This is a genomic window from Clostridium sp. CTA-6, assembly GCF_054768115.1.
Genome location: NZ_BAAAAU010000001.1, coordinates 714946 through 735844 on the forward strand (window position 1 = coordinate 714946; position 20899 = coordinate 735844).

23 protein-coding genes are annotated in these 20899 nt (G+C 32.7%); all 23 read right to left on the minus strand.

Translation table 11 applies throughout. The features are described 5' to 3' along the window. Window positions 1-198: 198 nt before the first annotated feature. Window positions 199-2061: a heavy metal translocating P-type ATPase gene (locus tag ACYUDJ_RS03130; protein WP_460289511.1), complete on the minus strand. Its 1863-nt coding sequence runs from the start codon at window positions 2059-2061 to the stop codon at window positions 199-201. A 181-nt stretch (window positions 2062-2242) separates the two neighbouring features. Continuing rightward, on the minus strand, window positions 2243-2518 hold the full coding sequence (locus ACYUDJ_RS03135; protein ID WP_003358414.1) for a metal-sensing transcriptional repressor: 276 nt from the start codon (window positions 2516-2518) through the stop codon (window positions 2243-2245). A 243-nt stretch (window positions 2519-2761) separates the two neighbouring features. Beyond that, on the minus strand, window positions 2762-3154 hold the full coding sequence (locus tag ACYUDJ_RS03140) for a bacteriohemerythrin (protein ID WP_460289512.1): 393 nt from the start codon (window positions 3152-3154) through the stop codon (window positions 2762-2764). 253 nt (window positions 3155-3407) lie between these two features. Next, the gene (gene eutM / locus ACYUDJ_RS03145; protein ID WP_003358305.1) at window positions 3408-3698 is read right to left on the minus strand and encodes an ethanolamine utilization microcompartment protein EutM; all 291 of its coding nucleotides are present in this window, start codon (window positions 3696-3698) and stop codon (window positions 3408-3410) included. Window positions 3699-3771: 73 nt separating this feature from the next. Beyond that, a complete protein-coding gene (locus tag ACYUDJ_RS03150) occupies window positions 3772-4422 on the minus strand; it encodes a phosphate propanoyltransferase (RefSeq protein ID WP_040108433.1) in 651 nt (216 codons plus the stop codon). After that, entirely contained in the window at window positions 4422-6020 is a 1599-nt protein-coding gene (locus ACYUDJ_RS03155; protein WP_460289513.1) for an acetaldehyde dehydrogenase (acetylating), read from the minus strand. The genes ACYUDJ_RS03150 and ACYUDJ_RS03155 overlap by 1 nt, the downstream gene beginning before the upstream one ends. A 34-nt stretch (window positions 6021-6054) precedes the next feature. Further along, on the minus strand, window positions 6055-6858 hold the full coding sequence (locus ACYUDJ_RS03160; RefSeq protein WP_460289514.1) for a BMC domain-containing protein: 804 nt from the start codon (window positions 6856-6858) through the stop codon (window positions 6055-6057). Between the two features lie 20 nt (window positions 6859-6878). Next, window positions 6879-7541: a cupin domain-containing protein gene (locus tag ACYUDJ_RS03165; protein WP_106901317.1), complete on the minus strand. Its 663-nt coding sequence runs from the start codon at window positions 7539-7541 to the stop codon at window positions 6879-6881. A 198-nt stretch (window positions 7542-7739) separates the two neighbouring features. Continuing rightward, complete coding sequence (locus tag ACYUDJ_RS03170; protein WP_003361873.1) at window positions 7740-8003, minus strand: EutN/CcmL family microcompartment protein; 264 nt, start codon at window positions 8001-8003, stop codon at window positions 7740-7742. Next, window positions 8000-8302 carry a BMC domain-containing protein gene (locus ACYUDJ_RS03175; RefSeq protein ID WP_003358168.1) on the minus strand — a complete coding sequence of 101 codons (303 nt, stop codon included), beginning with the start codon at window positions 8300-8302 and terminating at the stop codon, window positions 8000-8002. Before ACYUDJ_RS03175 ends, ACYUDJ_RS03170 begins: the two co-directional genes overlap by 4 nt. A gap of 77 nt (window positions 8303-8379) precedes the next feature. Then, entirely contained in the window at window positions 8380-9225 is an 846-nt protein-coding gene (gene eutJ / locus ACYUDJ_RS03180; protein WP_460289515.1) for an ethanolamine utilization protein EutJ, read from the minus strand. Next, window positions 9207-9935: a cobalamin adenosyltransferase gene (locus ACYUDJ_RS03185; RefSeq protein WP_265203316.1), complete on the minus strand. Its 729-nt coding sequence runs from the start codon at window positions 9933-9935 to the stop codon at window positions 9207-9209. Before ACYUDJ_RS03185 ends, eutJ begins: the two co-directional genes overlap by 19 nt. A gap of 6 nt (window positions 9936-9941) precedes the next feature. Continuing rightward, the gene (locus ACYUDJ_RS03190) at window positions 9942-10388 is read right to left on the minus strand and encodes a EutP/PduV family microcompartment system protein (protein WP_003358207.1); all 447 of its coding nucleotides are present in this window, start codon (window positions 10386-10388) and stop codon (window positions 9942-9944) included. After that, on the minus strand, window positions 10385-10738 hold the full coding sequence (locus ACYUDJ_RS03195; RefSeq protein ID WP_003358362.1) for a BMC domain-containing protein: 354 nt from the start codon (window positions 10736-10738) through the stop codon (window positions 10385-10387). Before ACYUDJ_RS03195 ends, ACYUDJ_RS03190 begins: the two co-directional genes overlap by 4 nt. 39 nt (window positions 10739-10777) lie before the next feature. Further along, window positions 10778-11731 carry a choline TMA-lyase-activating enzyme gene (gene cutD, locus ACYUDJ_RS03200; protein ID WP_012100101.1) on the minus strand — a complete coding sequence of 318 codons (954 nt, stop codon included), beginning with the start codon at window positions 11729-11731 and terminating at the stop codon, window positions 10778-10780. 163 nt (window positions 11732-11894) lie between these two features. Further along, window positions 11895-14435 (minus strand): choline trimethylamine-lyase, encoded by a 2541-nt coding sequence (gene cutC, locus ACYUDJ_RS03205; protein WP_042384851.1) that lies wholly within the window; start codon window positions 14433-14435, stop codon window positions 11895-11897. A 49-nt stretch (window positions 14436-14484) separates the two neighbouring features. Next, window positions 14485-15978, minus strand: a complete 1494-nt coding sequence (locus tag ACYUDJ_RS03210; RefSeq protein WP_045518182.1) for an aldehyde dehydrogenase family protein — start codon at window positions 15976-15978, stop codon at window positions 14485-14487. A 37-nt stretch (window positions 15979-16015) separates the two neighbouring features. Then, entirely contained in the window at window positions 16016-16324 is a 309-nt protein-coding gene (locus ACYUDJ_RS03215) for a BMC domain-containing protein (RefSeq protein ID WP_012343795.1), read from the minus strand. Window positions 16325-16347: 23 nt separating this feature from the next. Then, window positions 16348-16644 carry a BMC domain-containing protein gene (locus tag ACYUDJ_RS03220; RefSeq protein WP_003358244.1) on the minus strand — a complete coding sequence of 99 codons (297 nt, stop codon included), beginning with the start codon at window positions 16642-16644 and terminating at the stop codon, window positions 16348-16350. A gap of 314 nt (window positions 16645-16958) precedes the next feature. Further along, window positions 16959-17225, minus strand: a complete 267-nt coding sequence (locus tag ACYUDJ_RS03225) for a hypothetical protein (protein WP_003358216.1) — start codon at window positions 17223-17225, stop codon at window positions 16959-16961. Next, window positions 17212-18324, minus strand: a complete 1113-nt coding sequence (locus ACYUDJ_RS03230; RefSeq protein WP_043032018.1) for a membrane protein — start codon at window positions 18322-18324, stop codon at window positions 17212-17214. Before ACYUDJ_RS03230 ends, ACYUDJ_RS03225 begins: the two co-directional genes overlap by 14 nt. Before the next feature lie 485 nt (window positions 18325-18809). Further along, on the minus strand, window positions 18810-19640 hold the full coding sequence (locus ACYUDJ_RS03235) for a MerR family transcriptional regulator (RefSeq protein ID WP_043032019.1): 831 nt from the start codon (window positions 19638-19640) through the stop codon (window positions 18810-18812). Window positions 19641-19742: 102 nt separating this feature from the next. Continuing rightward, a complete protein-coding gene (locus tag ACYUDJ_RS03240; RefSeq protein ID WP_043032020.1) occupies window positions 19743-20885 on the minus strand; it encodes a 1-propanol dehydrogenase PduQ in 1143 nt (380 codons plus the stop codon). Window positions 20886-20899 lie beyond the last annotated feature (14 nt).

A 20899-nucleotide genomic window follows, 5' to 3' on the forward strand; every position in this document is an offset into this window, starting at 1 on the left:
GCTTACGGTGATATAGTTCGATTTTATATCCTTCCTTTAAAGTTTGACTACTACTTTATAGTGCTTTTTAAATTTAATCTGTTATAGCTGGTATAATATGTTCTTTAATTAATGTCCACCTATCACTAGAGTTCATTACAAATTCTGATGCGTTGCTACAACTTCAAGAAAAAAATCTAGTACCTTTTGTATTATTACTTATTTCTTTTTCCATTTAAGCAATAATGCAGAATTAATAATAACAAGTACAGAGCCTGCATTATGAACAAGGGCACCTACTATAGGATTAAGTACTCCTGTTATTGCAAGTATAATTGCAGCAAAATTCAGTATCATTGAAAAGCTCAAGTTGATCTTGATGGTGGTCATCATTTTTTTCGAAAGTTCAAATAAATGGGGAAGCTGACTTATATCATCACTGACAAGTGCAATATCCGCAGCATCTACAGCAATATCACTTCCTACACCTCCCATTGCAATGCCTACATAAGCCTTTTTCAATGCAGGTGCATCGTTAACACCATCACCTACCATACAGACCATCTCTCCAGCAATTTGGATATTATGGATTGTATCAAGCTTATCTTCTGGTAAACAATCTGCTTTTACCTCAGAGATGCTAATCTTATTAGATATATATCCAGCAGCTTCAGCATGGTCTCCTGTGAGCAAAACAGGGGTGATTCCAAGAGCTTTAATATTTCTTATCATATATGGAGCATTTTTACGTAATGTATCGGACAAAGCAGAAAAACCAATCATAATATTGTCTATTGATATGTAAATAATAGTACATCCTTTTGAAAGATAAGATTTTGCTTCCTTTAGCACTTCATCTTTTAAAGAAATATAATTATCTTTCATTAGTTTTTCGTTTCCTGCAAAAATTTTTTTCCCATTGACTTTTGCCAAAACACCTCTTCCTGGAAGCATAGTAAACTTTTCAGGTTCTGTAGATATATTCCCAATCTGTCTGTAACACTCTACAACTGCTTTCCCAAGAGGATGTTCACTTCTCAGTTCTGCAGATGCTAATACTTCATACAAATCTTCATCTGTATAGTTATCTGAATAGCTTTTTACTGTTACAATTTCTGGTTTGCCGTAAGTTAATGTGCCTGTTTTGTCAAAGATAATTTTCTTTACCTTTGAAAGTCTTTCCAAGGCATCACCTTCACGAACTAAGATACCATATTTTGTAGCATTGCCAATTGCGGCCATAATTGCAGTTGGGGTGGCAAGCACTAAAGCACATGGACAAAATACAACAAGTATTGTTACAGCACGGATAATCTCTCCTGTAATAATCCAAGTGAGAATTGCGGCAGTAACGGCAATAACTACAATCCAAGTTGCCCATCTGTCAGCAATGCCAACTATTTTTGCCTTGCCTGCATCAGCAGATTGAACAAGTCGTATCATACGCTGTAGTGAACTATCCTCTCCAACCTTAATTGCTTTCATTTCAAATGTACCAAACTGATTAACTGTTCCACTTGATACTTCATCTCCAAGAGATTTGTCCACAGGCATAGATTCCCCTGTCATAACAGACTGATCAATAGATGTTTGTCCCTTTGTAATTATTCCATCAACTGCAATTGTCTCTCCCCCGAGAACACGCAAGATATCACCAACCTGCACCTTTTTTGCATCAATAATTTCTTCTTTACCTTCTCGAATAACCCTTGCGGTTCTCGGTGTCAGATGCACTAATTTCTCAATTCCTGCCTGTGCTTTTGCCACAGTAAGTTCTTCAAGTAATGCACCGATTTGCATAATAAAAGCCACCTCACCAGCAGCAAAAATTTCTCCAATAATAACAGATGCAATAAGTGCCATTGAAACAAGCACATCAGCCTTTATATCAAATTCTGTAATAAGTCCCTTGATAGCTCCAATAACAATAGGAACTCCACAAAGAACAATAGAAATCCATGCCACATTAACAGGTAAGTGACCCACATCAAAAAAACTAACTATAAGAGCAATACCGGATAAAACAAGAAAAAATATGTTTCGTTTTGTTTCATCAGTAAAAATAGATTTTACTTTATTCAAGTTATAACACTCCTTTCATACCTATAGGGGTATATGTACATTGTACCCCTATGGGTATAGGTATGTCAATAAAAAAAGAACAAACTAAAAAATAATTTAATAGTTGCTCTTCTAATGAAACTTTTATAAAGATAAAACTTTAGTGATTATAAATTTTTTAATTAATATACTATTCATCTTATCAAGACATATTTGAAAAACGTTCAACAGCTTTTGCAAAACTTTTAATAGTTTTATCTGCATCACCATGCTCAATTCCTTCACGTACGCAGTGTTGTAAGTGACCTTCAAGTACAACCTGGCCTGATTTATGAAGTGCAGATTTTGCTGCATTAATTTGCATCAATATATCCTCACATGGAACATCTTCGTCTATCATTCTATCGATAGCATTTATTTGCCCAATTATTTTTTTTAATCTTCTATGTAAGTTTTCAGAATCCATACATTTTTTCATAAAAACACCTCCACATACCCTTAGGGGTATGTGTATATTATACTGATTAATCTGCTACCTGTCAATGCAATATGTAGTTATTTTTCAATATGTATGTCCCTAAAACTACACCTTTTATACACTAGTTCTTAAATTCTAGTATTAAAACTCCTTTTATTTCTTTTATAATTTTGTAAACAAATCAAATTGTTCACCTTGTTCTTTCTTCAATATCAAAATAATAAAGCATTAAAAATTACTTCTTTATTTTGATACCATAAGCAAATCTTTCTCAACTATATGATTGATTATCCAATTATTTAAAAACTTCAACACATCCATTATGTATTCATCTTGATTTTCATCAATTTTATCTAAATCTAACTCCTTTAGTCTTTTAATAAAACCTTCATGCTCAATTTTTTGGGTAAATAATCTTTTGTAATTTATGCTTTGCATATATTCTTCTTCATTTTTAAAATGATAAGCAGTATAATCCCTTAATTCTGAAATTACATCAACTATCTTGTCATATTTATCAATAATGTATGGATCTTTTAATAATTTATATGCCCTTTCACCAATTTCAAAAAGTTTTTCATGTTCCTCATCAATACTAGGTATTCCTAGTTTATATTCCTCTTTCATTTCAAACATAAATTTTTTCCTCCTTATAATTTTATACTAAAATATTATATCGAATGTTATTATCATTTGTATATATAAAAATTATCATTTTAATTAAAACAAATTTTTTAAGTGAATGAACATGTATTATGAAATTTAATAGTAAATTTTAAAAGACAGTGATTGATACTATAAGGAATACGTATAGTGCTTGGACAAATCTCCTAAGAGAAATGAAAAACGCCGCTAAATTAGATTTAGCGACGTTTTCTTATTTTATATCTTATTTTGCAACTTCTTTAGATGATGGAAGAATTACTTCAACTTCAGAGTGTGGACGTGGTATAACGTGAACTGATACTAATTCTCCAACACGTTGTGCAGCTGCAGCACCAGCATCTGTAGCAGCTTTAACAGCTCCAACATCACCTCTAACCATAACAGTTACAAGTCCGCCTCCAACATATTCTTTACCTATTAAATATACGTTTGCTGCTTTAACCATAGCATCTGCTGCTTCTATTGATCCTACTAATCCTTTTGTTTCTATCATTCCTAATGCATCATATTTCATTTTAAAATCCTCCTAAAATATCTTTTTTTATTTATTTTAATTTTTAATTATAAGCAATTATTTATTTAATTTTTTACTTTACTATTGTTACTTTTGACTTTGAATTAATACCCATTGCGTTAGCTTCTTCAATATCAAGATGACATTCAAGGCTTGAAGCGTCATTAGCTCTAACAGCTACATTATTGTATATTCCGCCTCTTAAATCTTCAAATTTTATTGACACTATTTCTCCATCATGTACCCCTAAATTTTTAGCATCTTCAGGTGTCATGTGAATGTGTCTTTGGGCAACTATTAATCCTTCTTCTAGTTGAACAGAACCCTTTGGTCCAACTATTGTAATAGGAGATGTTCTATTTAAATCTCCAGATAATTTTACATGGGATACGGATCCAAGCTTAATGCAGTCTCCAGCTAATACTTCAACCTGAGTCTTGCTTCTTACAGGACCTAAGATTCTAATTTTTTCAATTGCACCCTTTGGTCCACAAATTGTTACAACTTCTTTGCAAGCATATTGTCCTGGTTGAGATAAATCTTTGATCTTAGTAAGCCCATAATTTTCGCCAAAAAGACTATCTAAATCCTTTTGTGAAAGATGTATATGTCTATTAGAAATCCCTACTGGAATCTCAGATGAATTTCTATTAACTGCATTATTTAATTCTTTACCTTTAACAGCTTCTAGTAAAAGTTTTAATACTTCTTCACAATTATCCATTAGTTTGCCCCCTTCATAGCGGCAACTATTTGATTAACTAAATCTAAAAGTTCTTCATTTTTTGTATTTTCACTACTGCATTCAGTGCAAGTATTACTACTTTCAGCGCAGTTATTAGCCTTATTTAAAACTTCTGCAGCTGCTGCAATTTGTGCTGGGCTCATATTCATAAATTGATTTTGAACTCCATGACAGTTTTCAGCAGTTTTTATGCAGTTAAAAGTTGGGTCATTAGATGCTAAATTTGTGCAATCTTTTATACCATAAGCAACTCTTTTAATGTTCATAAGGTGCTTTGGAGTAACATTTTCAGATACTGAGCTTCCTCCCCAAGTACCGCATCCTAAAGTAAATGAAGGATTAAGTCCTGTACTTGCACCTGTTCCACCTTGAGTTCCACCAGTGTTAACAAGGATACGAGAAGCTGGTTTTCTAGCAAACTTCATAACCATATCTCTGTCTTCAGTATGGATGCTCATTGTGTGACCAATTCCATTTTGAAGTAATTCAATACTTAATTCACATGCTTCATGCCAATCTTTTACTGTGTAGAATCCAAGAACTGTTGTAAGTTTTTCAAAAGATAATGGATAACCTTCTCCTACTCCATTTTGTCTTCCTATAAGTACTTTAGTTCCTGCTGGAATTGTGAATCCTGCAGCACTTGCAATAACTTGTGGACTTCTTCCAACAAATTTAGCATTCATAGCATTGCCTTTTTTGAATAATAGTTTACAAACTTTTTCAGTTTCTTCTTCTGTCATGAAGTATCCGCCTTGTTTTTTAAATTCTGCAACAACTAGGTCATGATTACATTCTTCACAGATTATTGATTGTTCTGATGCACAGATTGTACCATTATCAAAAGTTTTACTTGCAATAATGTTTTTAACAGCTTTTTCTACATTAGCAGTTCTTTCAATGTATGCTGGAGAGTTTCCTGCACCAACACCAATAGCTGGTGTTCCTGAACTGTAAGCTGCTTTAACCATTCCTGGACCACCTGTAGCTATTATTATAGCTACTTCTTTGCTTTTCATTAATTCATTTGTAGCTCCAATTGTTGGAATAGTTACAGCACTTATAATGTTTTCTGGTGCTCCAGCTTCTATTGCTGCATCTCTCATTAATTCAACTGCTTTAATTGTACATTTTGCAGCAGCTGGATGTGGTGCGAACACTATAGCATTACGAGATTTGATTGAAATCATAGCCTTGAAAATTGCGGTAGAAGTTGGGTTTGTTGAAGGTACTATACCCATAACTAAGCCAACTGGTTCAGCAAGTTCTATAAGCTTATTTTCCTTATCTTCATTAATTACACCTATAGTTTTCATATCTTTAATTGAATTATAAAGTATAGTAGCTGCTAAGTGGTTTTTGAAAGTTTTATCTTCAACTTTACCAAAGCCTGTCTCTTCAACTGCCATTTGTGCTAAACAAACAGCGTTTTCTTCTGCAACTCTTACCATATTACGTAAAATTTTGTCAATTTGCTCTTCAGTATAATCAGCAATTTTATCAGCTGCTACTTTTCCAAGTCTAGCAAGATCTCTCGCTTGTTGTATTGAACGCAAATCCTTATCAAAGTTTTCCATTATTCCTTACTTCCTTTCGTAACCTTTAAAATAGCTAATTTTTCTCGTAATATAATTTAAATTTGTTAATTAATAGATTTTTACCTGCTTTTGAAATTGTTCTACCTGCAATTCCAAAATCCTTATATTCACGAGCTAGATTTCTAAGCTTAACAACTTTTAGCTTAGCTAATATTAAAATGGTTTTTTCTATACCATTTTGTCTTATTAAATTGTCTACATCTTCTTTGTTTAGATTTTCTAAATTTAACTTATGTAGTTTATCTAAATCCCCATCTAATCCATGTTGATTTTCTTTAATATTATTTTTAGTATCTACATCTACAGGTTCTGTGTTATCTACAGCTTTTACATCTTTTACAGTTTCAGCTTTTTTTGTATTTTCTACATTCTTTGCATCTACTATATCTTTTGTAACTTCTACGGATTCTGTATCTTCCACACTGTCTACAGCTTTTGTATTTTCTACCTTTTCTGTATCCTCTGCTTTTTCTACAGCCTCTGTATCTTCTGCATCTTCCACATTTTCTGTATTATCATTAGATGATGGATCTTCTGGTGGAGTATTAGGTCCTATTATGCTTTCCAGTTCCTCATGGGGACGTGGAATTACATGTTCTGAGACTAAAAATCCTTCATCAAGTTTTTTTACAGCTGCTACTCCAGCTTCTATAGATGCTTTTACTGCACCTACATCCCCTGTAACTGAAATTGTAACAAGGCCGCCACCTACATAAGTTTTTTCGATAATACTTACATCTGCTGATTTCACCATTGTATCAGCTGCCTCAACAGCTGCAAGTAATCCCTTTGTTTCTATTAAACCAAGCGCTTGCATAGGTAAATCCTCCTAATCTTCTATAAAAGATCCGCCCAATTTGCTGGATATGTTGTATAAAATACCCTAGCTTTATCTGGGGATCCCCAAACCACTTTAGAACCTGATGGTACAAACAATACATCTCCAGGATAAGCTGTATATGTCTTTCCATTAATTTCAACGGTTAAAGTTCCCTCAATGACATAATCAATCTCTTCATAAGTTAATTCCCAATCAAATTTTGAGTTTTCGATAATTAAAAATCCTGCACTCATTTTTGATTCTTCTTTACTCACTAATTCTTGAAATTGAACCTTTGCATTTGGATTACCAGTATCAAATACATCCATTTTCACTGAATTTCCTCTAACAACTTTAAGTCCATTAGGATCACACTCAGCTTTAAATGGAAGATCCTTCCCTTTTAAACATTGAAGCATTTCTTGTAGAAGGCCCTTGTCCATCATTGCTCTAAGGAATTTAAGCATCATTTCACTATCAATGCCCTCTATACTTGGAACATTTTTACCTATTAAATGCTCTACTTTAGGTGCAGGAGCTTCTGTAGTAATCACTATTCCATTATTTTTTACAAGATCCTTAGCTGATGGTGTTATTATTTCAGTACCATCTACATAAAGTACTTTTTCACCCTTTAATATTAGGGCTTCAATGTCTTTTGCAGCGATTAATTTTTTCATGTTCTCACATCCTTTCAAACTTTCAAATAATATCAAAATCTCTATATAAAACTCCTTCTCCTATTATGGAGTGAGCAAGCTAGCATATCAAAATCAACACTCTTTGTAAATGATCACTTCAAAATTGTAGATTTTGCATGCTTATTTAAGATTTTGCATGTGTTTTAAATATTATGTTTATTTTAAGAAAGTTGTGTTCTAACCAAAATTGCAATCCTCATCAATTATTCCAATAACAACTGCATCTACAGGAATATTATCATCACCTAACATTCTGCGAGCAGATGATCCAGTACTAACAATAACTCTGTCACCAATACCTGCACTGATAATATCAACAACAATAAATCTGCGTCCTTCATCTATCCCACCAATTTCCTCAGCAAGCATAAATTTAAGTCCGCTAAGGGATTCTGCTTTTCTAGTGGCCCATACATTATCAATAAGTCTCGCTGCTATCATATTGCTTTTACCTCTTTCATTTTTAATTTAATCTCATTTAATGCGGCTTCAACTGATGATGTGTCACCAAAAATACCAAGTAAAACCATGTGCTGAGGACATGTGCCTCTAATATCTTCAACGGTAACTCCAACAGCTTTCTCAGCAATATCTGCAGCATAAATCATATCGATAAGTTTACCTTGAACAAGTCCTATTGCATCAGCACTTTCTAAATCCGTTTTGCAGTTTCCACCCATTCGTCTTCTAAGAATATCTTTAGTGCTACTAGAAGGTGATTTTATAATTCTAAAATCCACTTTTAAACACTCTCCTTATTAGGCACATGAAAATAAATAACAAGTCAAAAATGGCAGTATATTTATTTTCATGTGTCTTATTCTATAATATCTTGTGTACAGCTTACTGCTATTCCAAGTGGTGTAACGAACATAGGATTTCTAGGCTTGTGAGTATATACTCCTGTTTGCTTTTCAATAATTTCTTCAATTCCTGTTAAACAACAAGTACCACCTACTAAAGAAATTTCATTAACATCATAATTTTTAATATGATTATTAATAATTGATGACACCTTTTCAACCACTGGCTTTAGTACTGGTAAAATTTCCTTGTGATTTTTATTATCTCTTTTGTATTCATCTGCTTTATTAAAAGGCATTTCATATGCACCTGAAATAACTAATGAAAAATGAGTACCACCTGTAGGTTCATCAACAACATAAACAACTTTTCCATCTTTTAAAATTGATATTCCAGTTGTTCCACCGCCGATATCTACAACTGCACCATTTTGAATTTTAAGTACAGCATTAGCAGCAGTAGGTTCATCTAAAAGACATGTCAATTCAAATCCTGCTGATTGAACTACATTTTTAATTGCTCCAGAATCTAAGGCATCCGTTCCAGGTGGAATTGCAGCAGCAGCATAAATAAGTTCTGTATTCAATTTTTCTTCAATTTCTTCTTTAAGTTCTCTCACAATCCTTACTGCTCCAATATAGTCAACAACCATACCATCACGAACTACATCAGCATATCTATATGCACCCGCCACTGGGTTGTAGTTTTCATCTAAAACAGCTAATACCACACAGGCAGTACCTAGGTCCACACCTGTGTAATAAACAGAAGACCCATTAACAATTGGCTTTTCTATAACTTCTTCAAACTTTCGAACCATATTATCACAATATTCAAAAGTTAATTTTTCCTCTGACATTCTTTTCCTCCTACTGCTAAACAAATTAATTGGGACAGTGAATTAATTATTAAATTAACATTGTCCATAATTTTGCTTTTTAAACTTTCATCATCACTTTTATATGTATCAATTATTTCAAACTGTAATTCCTGCACCGCACAACGAAGTACGTTCATTTTTAAAATTGCATTGCTTTTTGGAAGCTGCATATGAAATTCTGTTATTTCAAAACAATCATCAAGATCCGCTTCAGAATTTGATGAATTCATCCCGGTACATTCTTTTAAATAAATAGGTTCAAGAGTACCTTTCCCATCTAAAACATTTCTGATGTTTGATATTTTCCTACCTAAATTTATAATATTCTGTGCTAAAATAATATCTTCTTTTAATATTTCACTACTAACAACAAGAAATTTAGCCTCCATGGATTTCAATTTTAAGCAAAGCTTCTTATTCAAATTGAAATTTACATCACTATTTCCCACATCTTTTATTATTTCTTTAGATGTTTCTTCCGGTGTTTTTGCTGAGTTTTTTGGGGAAATATTCGCATTTACTTTTGAAGACTTATTTACTTTTGAATCATCACTCAATTCTATTCCTTTATCAGATAAATACTCAGCTGCTCCAGGGGTAAGGCGCTGTCCTTGTTCTAACTTGTAGGTATTAAAAGGTTCTTTTCTATATAAATCTCTTAAATACTCTTCCGTAATAAATTTCATCATTGACCTTTACTCCTCACCTTTTTCAAATAAATACTTTTTTAAAGCATCAATTCCTGTTCCCATTTCAAAGCTAATATGAAAATATGGCTCTGATACCCCTATCTTTTTTAACTGCATTTCACATTTTTCTTTATTCTTAGGCATCAAATCACATTTTGTTATAACCCCAATTACTGGACATCTAAAAGACTTTGCAAATCCATGGGAGTATATTTCAGTGCAATTAGATTGGTCAACCAATATAAGCACACAAGATGCATCCTGAGCTGCTGCAATTATATGTTTATACATCCATGCATTCTCTATATAGGAGCCTGGAACATCAATGGTATTCTTACCATAAATTAAATCTGGTGTTCGCCTTAATGGACCATCATAATCGTTTAATGCATTAACTAATGTAGTTTTGCCGCATTTTGAAGGGCCAATTACCATTATGCGCTTTTTTCTCATGTTCTTGTAATGGGAGCGGTGGTAAATCCAAGCATATCCTTTAGCGTATCATTAACTGCACTAAGAGCTGTTTCAACACTTTGAACATCACCACTTATTACAACAGATCCTGTAAAACGATCAAGAAATCCAATTTCAACATCAGAAGCCTTTGTAGCAATATCTGCAGCAATAATAGCTGTTTCAAAGGGTGAAAGAGTCAAAATACCTATTGCTCCTTTTTCATCAATTCCAAGACGATCATATATATCAGGCATTGGTGATGCAATAACATGAGCTATAGTAATCTGCTTTCCTGGCACTGACTCTTGTATAACACGCTGTATATTTCTATCAGAAAAATCTCCCATAAACCTTACCTTCCATCTTATTATCTATTTGAAAATTATTTAATGGCGGATCACCTTTACAGGTAAATCATATTTTTTAATCCAAGATTCTATCCTATCTAAATCCTCATTTTTAAGACTTGGATCATCTTTTATAGGATATTCCATTCCTAATTGGTTATATTTATTTACCCCCATCTTATGATAAGGAAGTAAATCAATTCCTTTAAAGTTTTTATAATCTTTATAAGGTAATAAAAATTCCATAGTTTTTTCAATCTCATCTTGAGAATCATTTATACCTTTAAGTAAAGGCATACGAATCTTTACATTGTATTTTTTCTTGAGTAATTCTTGAAGATTTTCTAAAATCCTCTCATTTCTTACTCCAGTTAATTCATGATGTCTATCAGAATTAATATTTTTAATATCAAATAAGAATAAGTCTACAAATTCTGCAACCTTAAGTATTGTTTCAAGTTTTGTATAACCACAAGTTTCAATTGCAGTGTTTATACCTTCTTGCTTACATGCCATTAGTAAACTAGTAGCAGCTTCTGGCTGCATTAAAACTTCGCCACCACCTAATGTAACTCCACCGCCGGACATTTCATAAAAGGTTCTATCTTCTTCTACTATTTTTAAAAGTTCAGAGATAGTTTTTTCTTCTCCAACTATTGATATAGCAGATTTAAGACAAGCTTCTTTACACTTTCCACATCCTATACAATCTATGTCACGATTAACTTCATGCTTTAAAGTTTTATTAGAAATAGTATGAATTCCTACAGGACATGCAGAAACACAAGCTCCACAATTTACACATAGATTACTTTTAAGCATAACTCTATATTTTTTTTCTAGTCCTTCAGGATTTGCACACCATTTACATCTAAGTGGACATCCTTGAAAAAATACTAAAGTTCTTATTCCATCTCCATCATACATATTATATTTTTGTATATTAAAAATCCTTGCTTTTCTCTCGATTATACCTAAATTTCCATTACTCATATTACTCATTCTCCAGTTTCATTTACTTTGATTTTTAATATATATCTTAATTTACATCTGCAATCTACAAAACAGGCTGTAGATTGCAGACTTTATATAAATTATTTTAAAGGGACTAAGTTATATATTTTCTATAAGTTATATATTTTCCATCAAATTTTTATTAGAAATGTGTAAGCATAGTTCTACTTATAATTTCATCTTGAACATCTTTACATAACTCAACGAAGAATGCACTGTATCCAGCAACACGAACAATTAAATCACGATATTGATCTGGATGTTTTTGAGCTTCTATTAAAGTCTTGTTGTCTAAATAGTTAAATTGAACTTCTCCAAGTTGAAGGGCACACGCACTACGTAATAATGTAATGATTCCTTGTTCTCCTTCTGGTGTATCAAGAAGACCAGATATTAACTTAAAGTTATGAACCATACCTATATTCATATCTTCACAAGACATCTTAGAAACAGATTTTATTATAGAAGTAGGGCCTTTAAAATCAGCGCCTTGTGATGGACTTATACCATCTGATAAAGGCATCCATGCTCTACGTCCATTTGCTGTAGCTCCAGTCATTTGTCCAAATGGAGTATTGTTTGATATTGATAAAGTACCATGACTAAGTACTGAATATAATGTCTTATATTTACGATGTTCTTGTTCTGTAAAGTTAATTAAATCAGCAGCAATTAAATCTGCATAATCATCATCGTTACCATACTTAGGTGCTTCTAAACAATCTTTTTTTAATTGTTCATATCCAACGAAATCTGCTTTTAAAGCTTCGTTCATTTCTTGTAGTGTATATTTCTTATCTTCAAATACTAATTTCTTTATAGCTGCCATGGAATCTGTATAAGTAGCAAGTCCACTCCATACTACTCCTGGTCCGAAGTTGTACATAGCTCCGCCGGCTTCTACTCCTTTACCATTTTCCATACAACCTTCATACATCATAGACATAAGTGGTTTTGGTGCAAGTTCCTTATGAACACGTTGAGAAATTACTGTAGCAACACTTGTCCATTTAGTAATAAATTTAATTTGTTCTTTAACAGCTGCTTCAAATTGTTCGTAAGTTTTAAACTGGCTTAAATCTCCCATATCTGGGCATACTTGTTTACCATACCATAATGGTACACCATGGTTTAAAACAAGTTCTATACATATAGGCCATTGAGTGTATCCTGTAGAAGTCCATTGATAAAGTCTTCCGGATTTTTGTGGTTCAACGCATCCCATTAAGCAGTAATCTCTTGCGTCTTCTATAGAAACACCTTTAGCTAACATAATTTTTATATGAACATCGTCAAAGTGGCATGCTGGGAATCCCATACCTGCACGAATAACGTCAACTATCTTTTTAAGATATTTTTGTGGTGATCCTTTGTGTATACGGCACGCTAAAGATGGTTGATATATTTTAACATGACGAACTGCATCCATTAAAAGGTATGTTAATTCGTTTGTTGCATCACGGCCTTCTCTAGTAACACCACCTAAACACATATTTACAAATGGTTGATAACCTGCGAAGAATTTAGAACCACCTTCACTTGTTATCCACATCATTTCAGACATTTTTATAAGCATACAACCTGATAATTCAAATGCTTCATAATCAGTCATACGTCCAGCTTCAATATCAGCTTTGTAGAATGGATACATGTATTGGTCAACACGTCCTATAGACATACCTGTTTGGTTTTCCTCAACTACAAGTAATGATTCTATAGTCCAAACTGCTTGGATAGCTTCCCAGTAAGTACTTGGCTTATGTGCTGGAACTCTAGCATTTATTTCAGAAATCTTTTGAAGTTCTGCTTTACGCTTAGGGTTAGTTTCTTTTTGAGCTAATTCAGCAGCATAATCTGACATACGTTTAGCATATATCATAACACCTTCAGCAGTATCAATTAATGATTTGTAAAAATAGATTTTATCTATATCTTCTGGATTTTCATATTTAAGTTCAGCTAATTTTTCTTCTGCTTCTCTTTTTATGTCAAGCATACCTTTTTTCATTAATACAACGTCATATCCTGGGTTAGAGTCTCCTCCACCATTTACTGCGTGGTATGAACAATCTGAAACAAAAGATTCTCCTGAAAGTTCCCATACTCCTGCTTCACGATATTGATCTTCGCAGTATTCATCAACGGATTTACCCGCCCAATATGGGAATAGTTCCTCACGCATAATTTTCTTATCTTCTTCTGAGATGTAGAATGGATCTTGTGGACGAGTTCCTATTGTATCAATTTCATCAACCATCCATCTCCAAGCTATATCAGGAGAAAATGCTCCTGCACGAGGTTTTCCGTTTGGTGCTCCAACAATAAGTTCGTGGTCTTGAATTAAAAGTGGTGCAGTTTCGCAACAATGTTTAAAACATTTACCACGTAAAACTGATTTAGGAATACCAGGGTTTTCTTTAGCTATTTTAGTAATAGCTCTTGCTCTATGAGTTGTTATTGATGGAACATGTTTCATATAATTTTCTTTTAACTTAACTAGACGTTCTGTCATTCCATCTGGTATTTCACCATTATTATCACACGCAACCTTTGATGTAGCTGGTTCTTCTTTTGTTATTTCATTAGAAACACTTTGAAACATCTTCATTAAGCCAGCGCGTTCTTCATCAGACATATTTTTAGTAGCTTCCATAAATTTATTTGAAAATTCACGTATATCCAATTTATTCCCTCACATTCTTTAATGTATTTCATATATTAAATATGATTTTTTATTTTAAGTCCTGTAGAACTTTTTTTAAAATACTCTCTAATAACTTATAGTTATCTATTTCATTTCCATTTAACTTCCCATTTAAAACTGCAGGGATAGAATCCTCTTTATAATTTACTGTTTTAACAATTTCATCCACCATGCGAACTCCATATCCAACTTTACGTATATAAAGTAGATTCATAGGTGAAACATTATCCGAAGTCATTCCTTGTCCTGCAGAACCACTACCTAATGTCATTGAAGGAAACAAATTTGTAGTAGCTCCCATGCTTCCAAAAGTTCCTGCAGTATTTACAAGTACTCTCCCAACGGGTTTTTTAAGTGCAAATTGACGAATAACTTCTTCATCCTTTGAATGTATCACAAGTGTATGTCCATATCTTTCAGTAAGTAATAATTCTATACATTTTTCACAAGCGTGCATCCAGTCATCCTCTATATAAAAGGCTAAAACCGGGCAAAGTTTTTCTCTTGAATAAGGATTGTTTTTAGAAACAAACTTCTCATTGGAAATAAGCACTTTTACACCTTCTGAAACTGTAAAGCCAGCTTTTTTAGCTAAAAACTGTGGAGATTTACCTATCATCTCTAAATCTGGGCTTCCATTTTGATTAAACAAAATCTTTCCTAGTTTTAAAGCTTCTTCTTCTGTCATAAAATATCCACCATTTTTAATAAGTTCTTGCTTTACTTCAGATGCAATTAAGCTATCTACAACAATTGATTGTTCTGCGGCAGATACAATTCCATAATCAAAATTCTTGCTTGTAATAATATCTTTAACCGCTTTTTCTATATCAGCTGTACGTTCTATAAAGGCAGGTCCGTTTCCATTGCCTCCATATATTACTGGTTTACCAGATTTATAGGCTTCATCAAGCATTTCTATAACTCCAGTGTTCATTATTAAAGATGTATCTTTATGCTTCATAAGCTCTAATGAACCACTTTCAGTTACTGTGTGAAGATATGCAAGAGCACCTTCTGGAAGTCCTACACCCTCTGCAGCTCGAATTAAAATATCCACTGTTTTAGAAATTGTATTTTTAGCTCTTTTATGAGGTGAAAATATAATTGCATTTCCTGATTTTATTGCAATTAATGCTTTATATATAGTGGTAGATACTGGACTTGTTGCTGGTGGGAAGGCTATAACAACCCCCATTGGTACACCAACATCCATGGTTTTATTAATTTTATCTTCATTGATAATACCTACACACCTCATACCTTTGAGTTTGTTTTTTAAATACTCACATACAAAGTGATTTTTAACATATTTATCTTGCCACTTTCCATACTCTGTTTCTTCATTAGATATTTTTGCAAGCTCTTTTAAATGTTTTTCAACTTCTTCAGCCATACGCTCAACTATCTCATCAAGTTTTCTCTGTGGGAAAGTAGCTAATTTTTTTTGTGCCTCTCGGGCATTTTCAACAAGAATTCTAGCTTCCTGCATGGAGAGTAAATCATTATCTATAATATTCATCTTTCTCTCTCCTTTTCTTTAGAAAAAATTCATTTTTCTATTCTGTTATAAGATCTGTAATGGCATAACGTTTTATTATTTTTTCAAGATCTTCATGTGGTCTTGGAATAACTATTGAGCTATATAGGCTTCCACCTTCCATTCCATTAACTGCTGCAACACCAGCATCTACTGCTGTTTTACAAGCACCAACATCACCACGAACTAATACAGATATATAACCTGATGCAACATTTTCATATCCTATAAGTTCAACATCTGCTGATTTGCACATAGCGTCTGCTGCTTCTAAAGCAAAAACCAGACCAAAAGTTTCGATTAATCCTAAAGCTTCATATCTTGCCATATGTATATCATTTCCTTTCTATTTTATGAATCGATATCGTGTACTGAAACAATATCTCCAACTTCTCTAATAGGACGTGGCATAACATTGTGTGCTGTTAATTTACCGATAGCTCTAGCTGCTTCAGCACCTGCTTCTACAGCAGATTTTACTGCACCAACATCCCCTTTTACCATAATTGTTACAAGGGTTGAACCAATATTTTCATAAGAAATTAATTCAACATTAGCTGCCTTAAGCATTTTGTCTGCAGCCTCAAGTGCAGGAACTAATCCTATTGTTTCCACAAGGCCTAAAGCCTCATCTCCATAATATCTCATTTTTAATTCCTCCTTCCTAATTTTAGCCCAATATACTTTTTATTAACTATAACTTCTATTATTAACTCTTCTATATATTCTGTGTAGGTTTTCATGCATTCTTTATTACTATATTTTGATTATATCCCTTACCCTTTGGGGTAAAGTCAATATATTTTTTATAGTAAAAATATTGAAAAAACTTATAGTAAATCTTATATTTTAAGTTGAAATTTAATTATTATGCTTACTAAAATTAAATATTTAAAGCTATTATTATAGAATTTCATAAGATTTATTTTTCACAAGGATTCCCCTATGGTTAATGTTAGAAATTAATCCGGAATATACTTGTTGATTGTTTCCGCACCTTCTGCATGTGCATGATAGTAAACTCTTAACTCATTGTTATTATCTAAATCGAATTTTGTTTCTTCAATAAGACCATTGGCTTCTGCTGTAAGTAGTGCATTAATTACAGCCTTCTTGTTTAGAGCCTTAAAATTTCCATATTGTCCTTTTAACGCCTTTATAACATCATCAGCACAAGCTTCTGAAACTTTAGTAAAATATTTTAAAATTGCATAATTAAGCGGTTTCATCTATATCTACCTCCATCTTCTTTCCTTTGAATAAATCAAGTGGATTCATAGATATTGTAAGGATACCAACCATCATTATTACAGCTCCAATCCAGGCTACAGGAGGTAATGACCATCCGTCCATTCCACCATATACTCCTAATACTAATAAGCAGAATAATGGTCCAAAGAAAGAATATGTACCATTGCATGCAGTACCAAGTCCTGCTCCACACATACTGTTTCCAGCATACCATGTCATAAATGTTACAAATGATAGAAGTCCACTTAATGCAAACCAAACCATTGCAGGAGAACTTGTGAATGCTTTTGCAGCAAGATCAGTAGAAATTCCAATTCCACCAGCCATCATTCCTAAAATAGGAACTAATATGAATAAATTTGCTATACCTGATGTTACTTGACGAATACAAATACCGATTTCAGGATCAATCATTGCTGTACCATATCCAGCTACGCAACCTTCAAATCCCCATCCTAAAGCTGCAATAATAGCTATTGCAATACCGATTAATGTGCTTGCTGAAGCGCCACCGCTAAAACCTGTACTACCAATTAGGAAACTAGCACATACGCATATTAAAATACCAAAAGCCATACGTTTATTTAATTCTTGTTTATATAAAATTTTTCCTAATATAGCTGCAATTGCAGGACAAAGAGCTGATATTGGAACAACTATTGCACCAGCCATTTGAAGAGCTACAACATAAGCAGTACCAGCTATAGGACCTCCAATAAGTGCTGCAACTATCATAATACGACCTGGCTTTGTATTGATGCATCTTAAAAAGTCTCCAAATTTACCTTTAACTCCTGCATACAAAAGTGCCCAAACAGCACTACATGTGTCGTTTATGGCATTACCAAGGGCTGCAAGCAAATATGCTATAGCAAATGCTGATAAACCTGCTGTATTAGGGCCATACCAGTCCCCCCAAACTCCTTTAGTCATACCCATAGTTAAAAACGCGGTATATAATCCATAGGCAAGTCCTGAAAATAAAGCCAGGGATATACCCTTTTTGAAGAAATCACTTGATAATTTCTTCTTCGCAGCAACCGCTTCTAAGCTTACTGCTTTTGAATCTCCATTCATAAAATAATTCTCCTTTCGCTTGTAAAAAATTAATAATATTATAAATTCATATTGTTAAATAAAAATTTATAATAAATATACATTAAGATTGTTATAATTTGGTGCATTCTACATTAAAATTACTGAACACCTTTTCACTTTTTATCTTGTAGGTACTTTATTCTTAAGTAGATTATATTCCCTGCCCTATAGGGTAAGGTCAATATGTATTTTTCAAGAATATTTAAATAAGATTAAAAAAATTAGTATTATATCTACCAATGGAAACTCAATAAATACTTCTAAACCCTTCATTAAGTTAAAGTTACATTTGATGTTCTTAAGGGATAAATATAGAAATACCTGGATAATAATCCAGGTATTTTCAATTCTATAAAAACAATAAATTTGTGTTTTGTTTGATATTATTGTGTTTTTTTTAACAAAAGGAGTATTATTAACCCTTTATAGTCTACCCTAGGGTCAACGTTTTCACCGGAGCTAAATTATTTTTCTCTACTGATTTTTATTAAAACTTCTGTTACAAATCTATTTCTATTTTTAGTTGTCCAATAATCTGTTACATATCTTTCATAGGATTCTTCAGAACATATATAACCATGTTTTTCAGTCCAATCCTTTATTTTTTTATATGTTTCATTAATAGTTTCATGAGGTCCTATATGATAACAAGCGGCTACCATCCAACCACCAAATTCCACACTCAATTCTTCCTTACATTTTAAAATTGTCTCCTGCATTATCCTCATCTTATTGCATTTTCCATTCATTTTATCTTGAAAGCATGGAAAACGTATGATTACAGGCCCTGTTATTGCATTATCTATACTATCTATGTAATTTGTAAATTCTATGTTAATTATAGAATCCATATAGTCATATTCAAAATCTTGATCTAAAAAAGTTAAAGTACGATTATCTATATATTTTATAGCTACATCAGAAACATTATTTTCAATTACCATTTGGGCTTCAACTATAAGATCATCCCAATCCTTAACGGATCTTAATTTTAAATTTATTTCTTTTTCAAGATCTTTTAATTCATCTATTTTATTTCTAAAACTTGTATGAAAAAAATCATAGGTCTTCCCCTCTAAAAAACCTTTCATTTCTTCAAGCTTAAATCCACTTTGTTTATAATATTTTATAACTGGAACAGATAATAAAGTATTCTTGCTATAATATCTGTAACCACTTTCATCAGCTACTTTATCAGGTGATAATATGTCCATTTTGTCATAATATCTTAATGCTTTTTTTGTTATTTTGCATATCTTACCAACTTTACCTATTGAATATAATTCATCTTCCATATTAATCCCCCTTATTTTTTATATTATAAATTGTATTTAATTTTTCAATTTTTCTGAAAATTTGAGCAAAATACCACCCATTACTGAGTGGTATAAAATAGTCTATCCTAAAACTTTTTCTAAAATTTTTAATAAATCTTCCTTTGTAGCTTCTCTAGGATTTGCTGTTGTACACACATCCTTAAGAGCTGCATTAACAATCTCTTCTCTTGACGCTTCAGCCAAAGCCATATCAGCGCCTTGTTCTTTTAATGTGGCTGGAATCATTAATGTATTTTGAAGTTCTACAATACTTTTAATTAGATTATTAACACCAATATTTACATTTGGCGCATGCAATTTTAATAACTTAGCAAGCCTTTGATATTTCTTAGCTGCTACGTCATATTCAACATTAAAGGTTTCTTTATTTAAACTAGCGTTATATTCAACTACATAAGGAAGTATTATTGCATTACTTCTTCCATGAGAAATATGTAACTTCCCACCTACTGCATGAGCTAAACTATGAGTAATTCCAAGTCCTGCTGCATTAAAAGCCATACCAGCAAGGCATGATGCATTGTGAAGTTTTTCTCTTGCTATAATATCATTCCCATCAGCATAAGCCTGTGGTAAAAATCTAAAAGCTAAAGTAAAGGCTTTTTCTGCAAGAGCATCTGAAAAATCAGTAGCATTTTTTGAAACATAGGCCTCCATGGCATGTGTGATTACATCCATTCCTGTATCCGCAGTTATAGCTTTGGGTACAGATTTAACCAACTCAGGGTCAAGAATAGCAACCGTAGGAAGAAGTGATTTATCTGTAAGAGCATACTTTAATCCTTCTTGTTTGTTTGTAATTACTGCATATTCAGTTACTTCAGAGCCTGTACCACTTGTAGTAGGTATAGCATAAAACTCTTCTATAGTGGAAACTCCTCCAGTAATTTTTTTGGCATATTCTTTCATGGCCTTAGCTCCATCAATTGATGAACCTCCACCAAGAGCTATCATAACCTCTGCATTACAACTTTGAAGTTTTTGAATACCAGATGCAATAACTTCTACAGATGGATCAGGTACAATATCGCTATATATAGCTACTTCACAATCAACAAGTTTTTGTTGTACTTTTGCAGCCATACCTGAAGTTTCCATAAATTTATCACATACAATTAGTACTCTTTTATTTTTAATTTCCTTTAGTCTATCTAAAGATCCTTCTCCAAAATAGACATCTGTATTAATACTAAATTCTTTCATATGCATTTTCTCCT

Excerpts from the sequence above, each read along its gene's own strand:
- ACYUDJ_RS03135 (WP_003358414.1), bottom strand. The coding sequence starts at position 2,518 with ATGAAAAAATGTATGGATTCTGAAAACTTACATAGAAGATTAAAAAAA.
- ACYUDJ_RS03140 (WP_460289512.1), bottom strand. The coding sequence starts at position 3,154 with ATGTTTGAAATGAAAGAGGAATATAAACTAGGAATACCTAGTATTGAT.
- eutM (WP_003358305.1), bottom strand. The coding sequence starts at position 3,698 with ATGAAATATGATGCATTAGGAATGATAGAAACAAAAGGATTAGTAGGA.
- ACYUDJ_RS03150 (WP_040108433.1), bottom strand. The coding sequence starts at position 4,422 with ATGGATAATTGTGAAGAAGTATTAAAACTTTTACTAGAAGCTGTTAAA.
- ACYUDJ_RS03155 (WP_460289513.1), bottom strand. The coding sequence starts at position 6,020 with ATGGAAAACTTTGATAAGGATTTGCGTTCAATACAACAAGCGAGAGAT.
- ACYUDJ_RS03160 (WP_460289514.1), bottom strand. The coding sequence starts at position 6,858 with ATGCAAGCGCTTGGTTTAATAGAAACAAAGGGATTACTTGCAGCTGTT.
- ACYUDJ_RS03165 (WP_106901317.1), bottom strand. The coding sequence starts at position 7,541 with ATGAAAAAATTAATCGCTGCAAAAGACATTGAAGCCCTAATATTAAAG.
- ACYUDJ_RS03170 (WP_003361873.1), bottom strand. The coding sequence starts at position 8,003 with ATGATAGCAGCGAGACTTATTGATAATGTATGGGCCACTAGAAAAGCA.
- eutJ (WP_460289515.1), bottom strand. The coding sequence starts at position 9,225 with ATGTCAGAGGAAAAATTAACTTTTGAATATTGTGATAATATGGTTCGA.
- ACYUDJ_RS03185 (WP_265203316.1), bottom strand. The coding sequence starts at position 9,935 with ATGATGAAATTTATTACGGAAGAGTATTTAAGAGATTTATATAGAAAA.
- ACYUDJ_RS03190 (WP_003358207.1), bottom strand. The coding sequence starts at position 10,388 with ATGAGAAAAAAGCGCATAATGGTAATTGGCCCTTCAAAATGCGGCAAA.
- ACYUDJ_RS03195 (WP_003358362.1), bottom strand. The coding sequence starts at position 10,738 with ATGGGAGATTTTTCTGATAGAAATATACAGCGTGTTATACAAGAGTCA.
- cutD (WP_012100101.1), bottom strand. The coding sequence starts at position 11,731 with ATGAGTAATGGAAATTTAGGTATAATCGAGAGAAAAGCAAGGATTTTT.
- ACYUDJ_RS03210 (WP_045518182.1), bottom strand. The coding sequence starts at position 15,978 with ATGAATATTATAGATAATGATTTACTCTCCATGCAGGAAGCTAGAATT.
- ACYUDJ_RS03215 (WP_012343795.1), bottom strand. The coding sequence starts at position 16,324 with ATGGCAAGATATGAAGCTTTAGGATTAATCGAAACTTTTGGTCTGGTT.
- ACYUDJ_RS03220 (WP_003358244.1), bottom strand. The coding sequence starts at position 16,644 with ATGAGATATTATGGAGATGAGGCTTTAGGCCTTGTGGAAACAATAGGA.
- ACYUDJ_RS03225 (WP_003358216.1), bottom strand. The coding sequence starts at position 17,225 with ATGAAACCGCTTAATTATGCAATTTTAAAATATTTTACTAAAGTTTCA.
- ACYUDJ_RS03230 (WP_043032018.1), bottom strand. The coding sequence starts at position 18,324 with ATGAATGGAGATTCAAAAGCAGTAAGCTTAGAAGCGGTTGCTGCGAAG.
- ACYUDJ_RS03235 (WP_043032019.1), bottom strand. The coding sequence starts at position 19,640 with ATGGAAGATGAATTATATTCAATAGGTAAAGTTGGTAAGATATGCAAA.
- ACYUDJ_RS03240 (WP_043032020.1), bottom strand. The coding sequence starts at position 20,885 with ATGAAAGAATTTAGTATTAATACAGATGTCTATTTTGGAGAAGGATCT.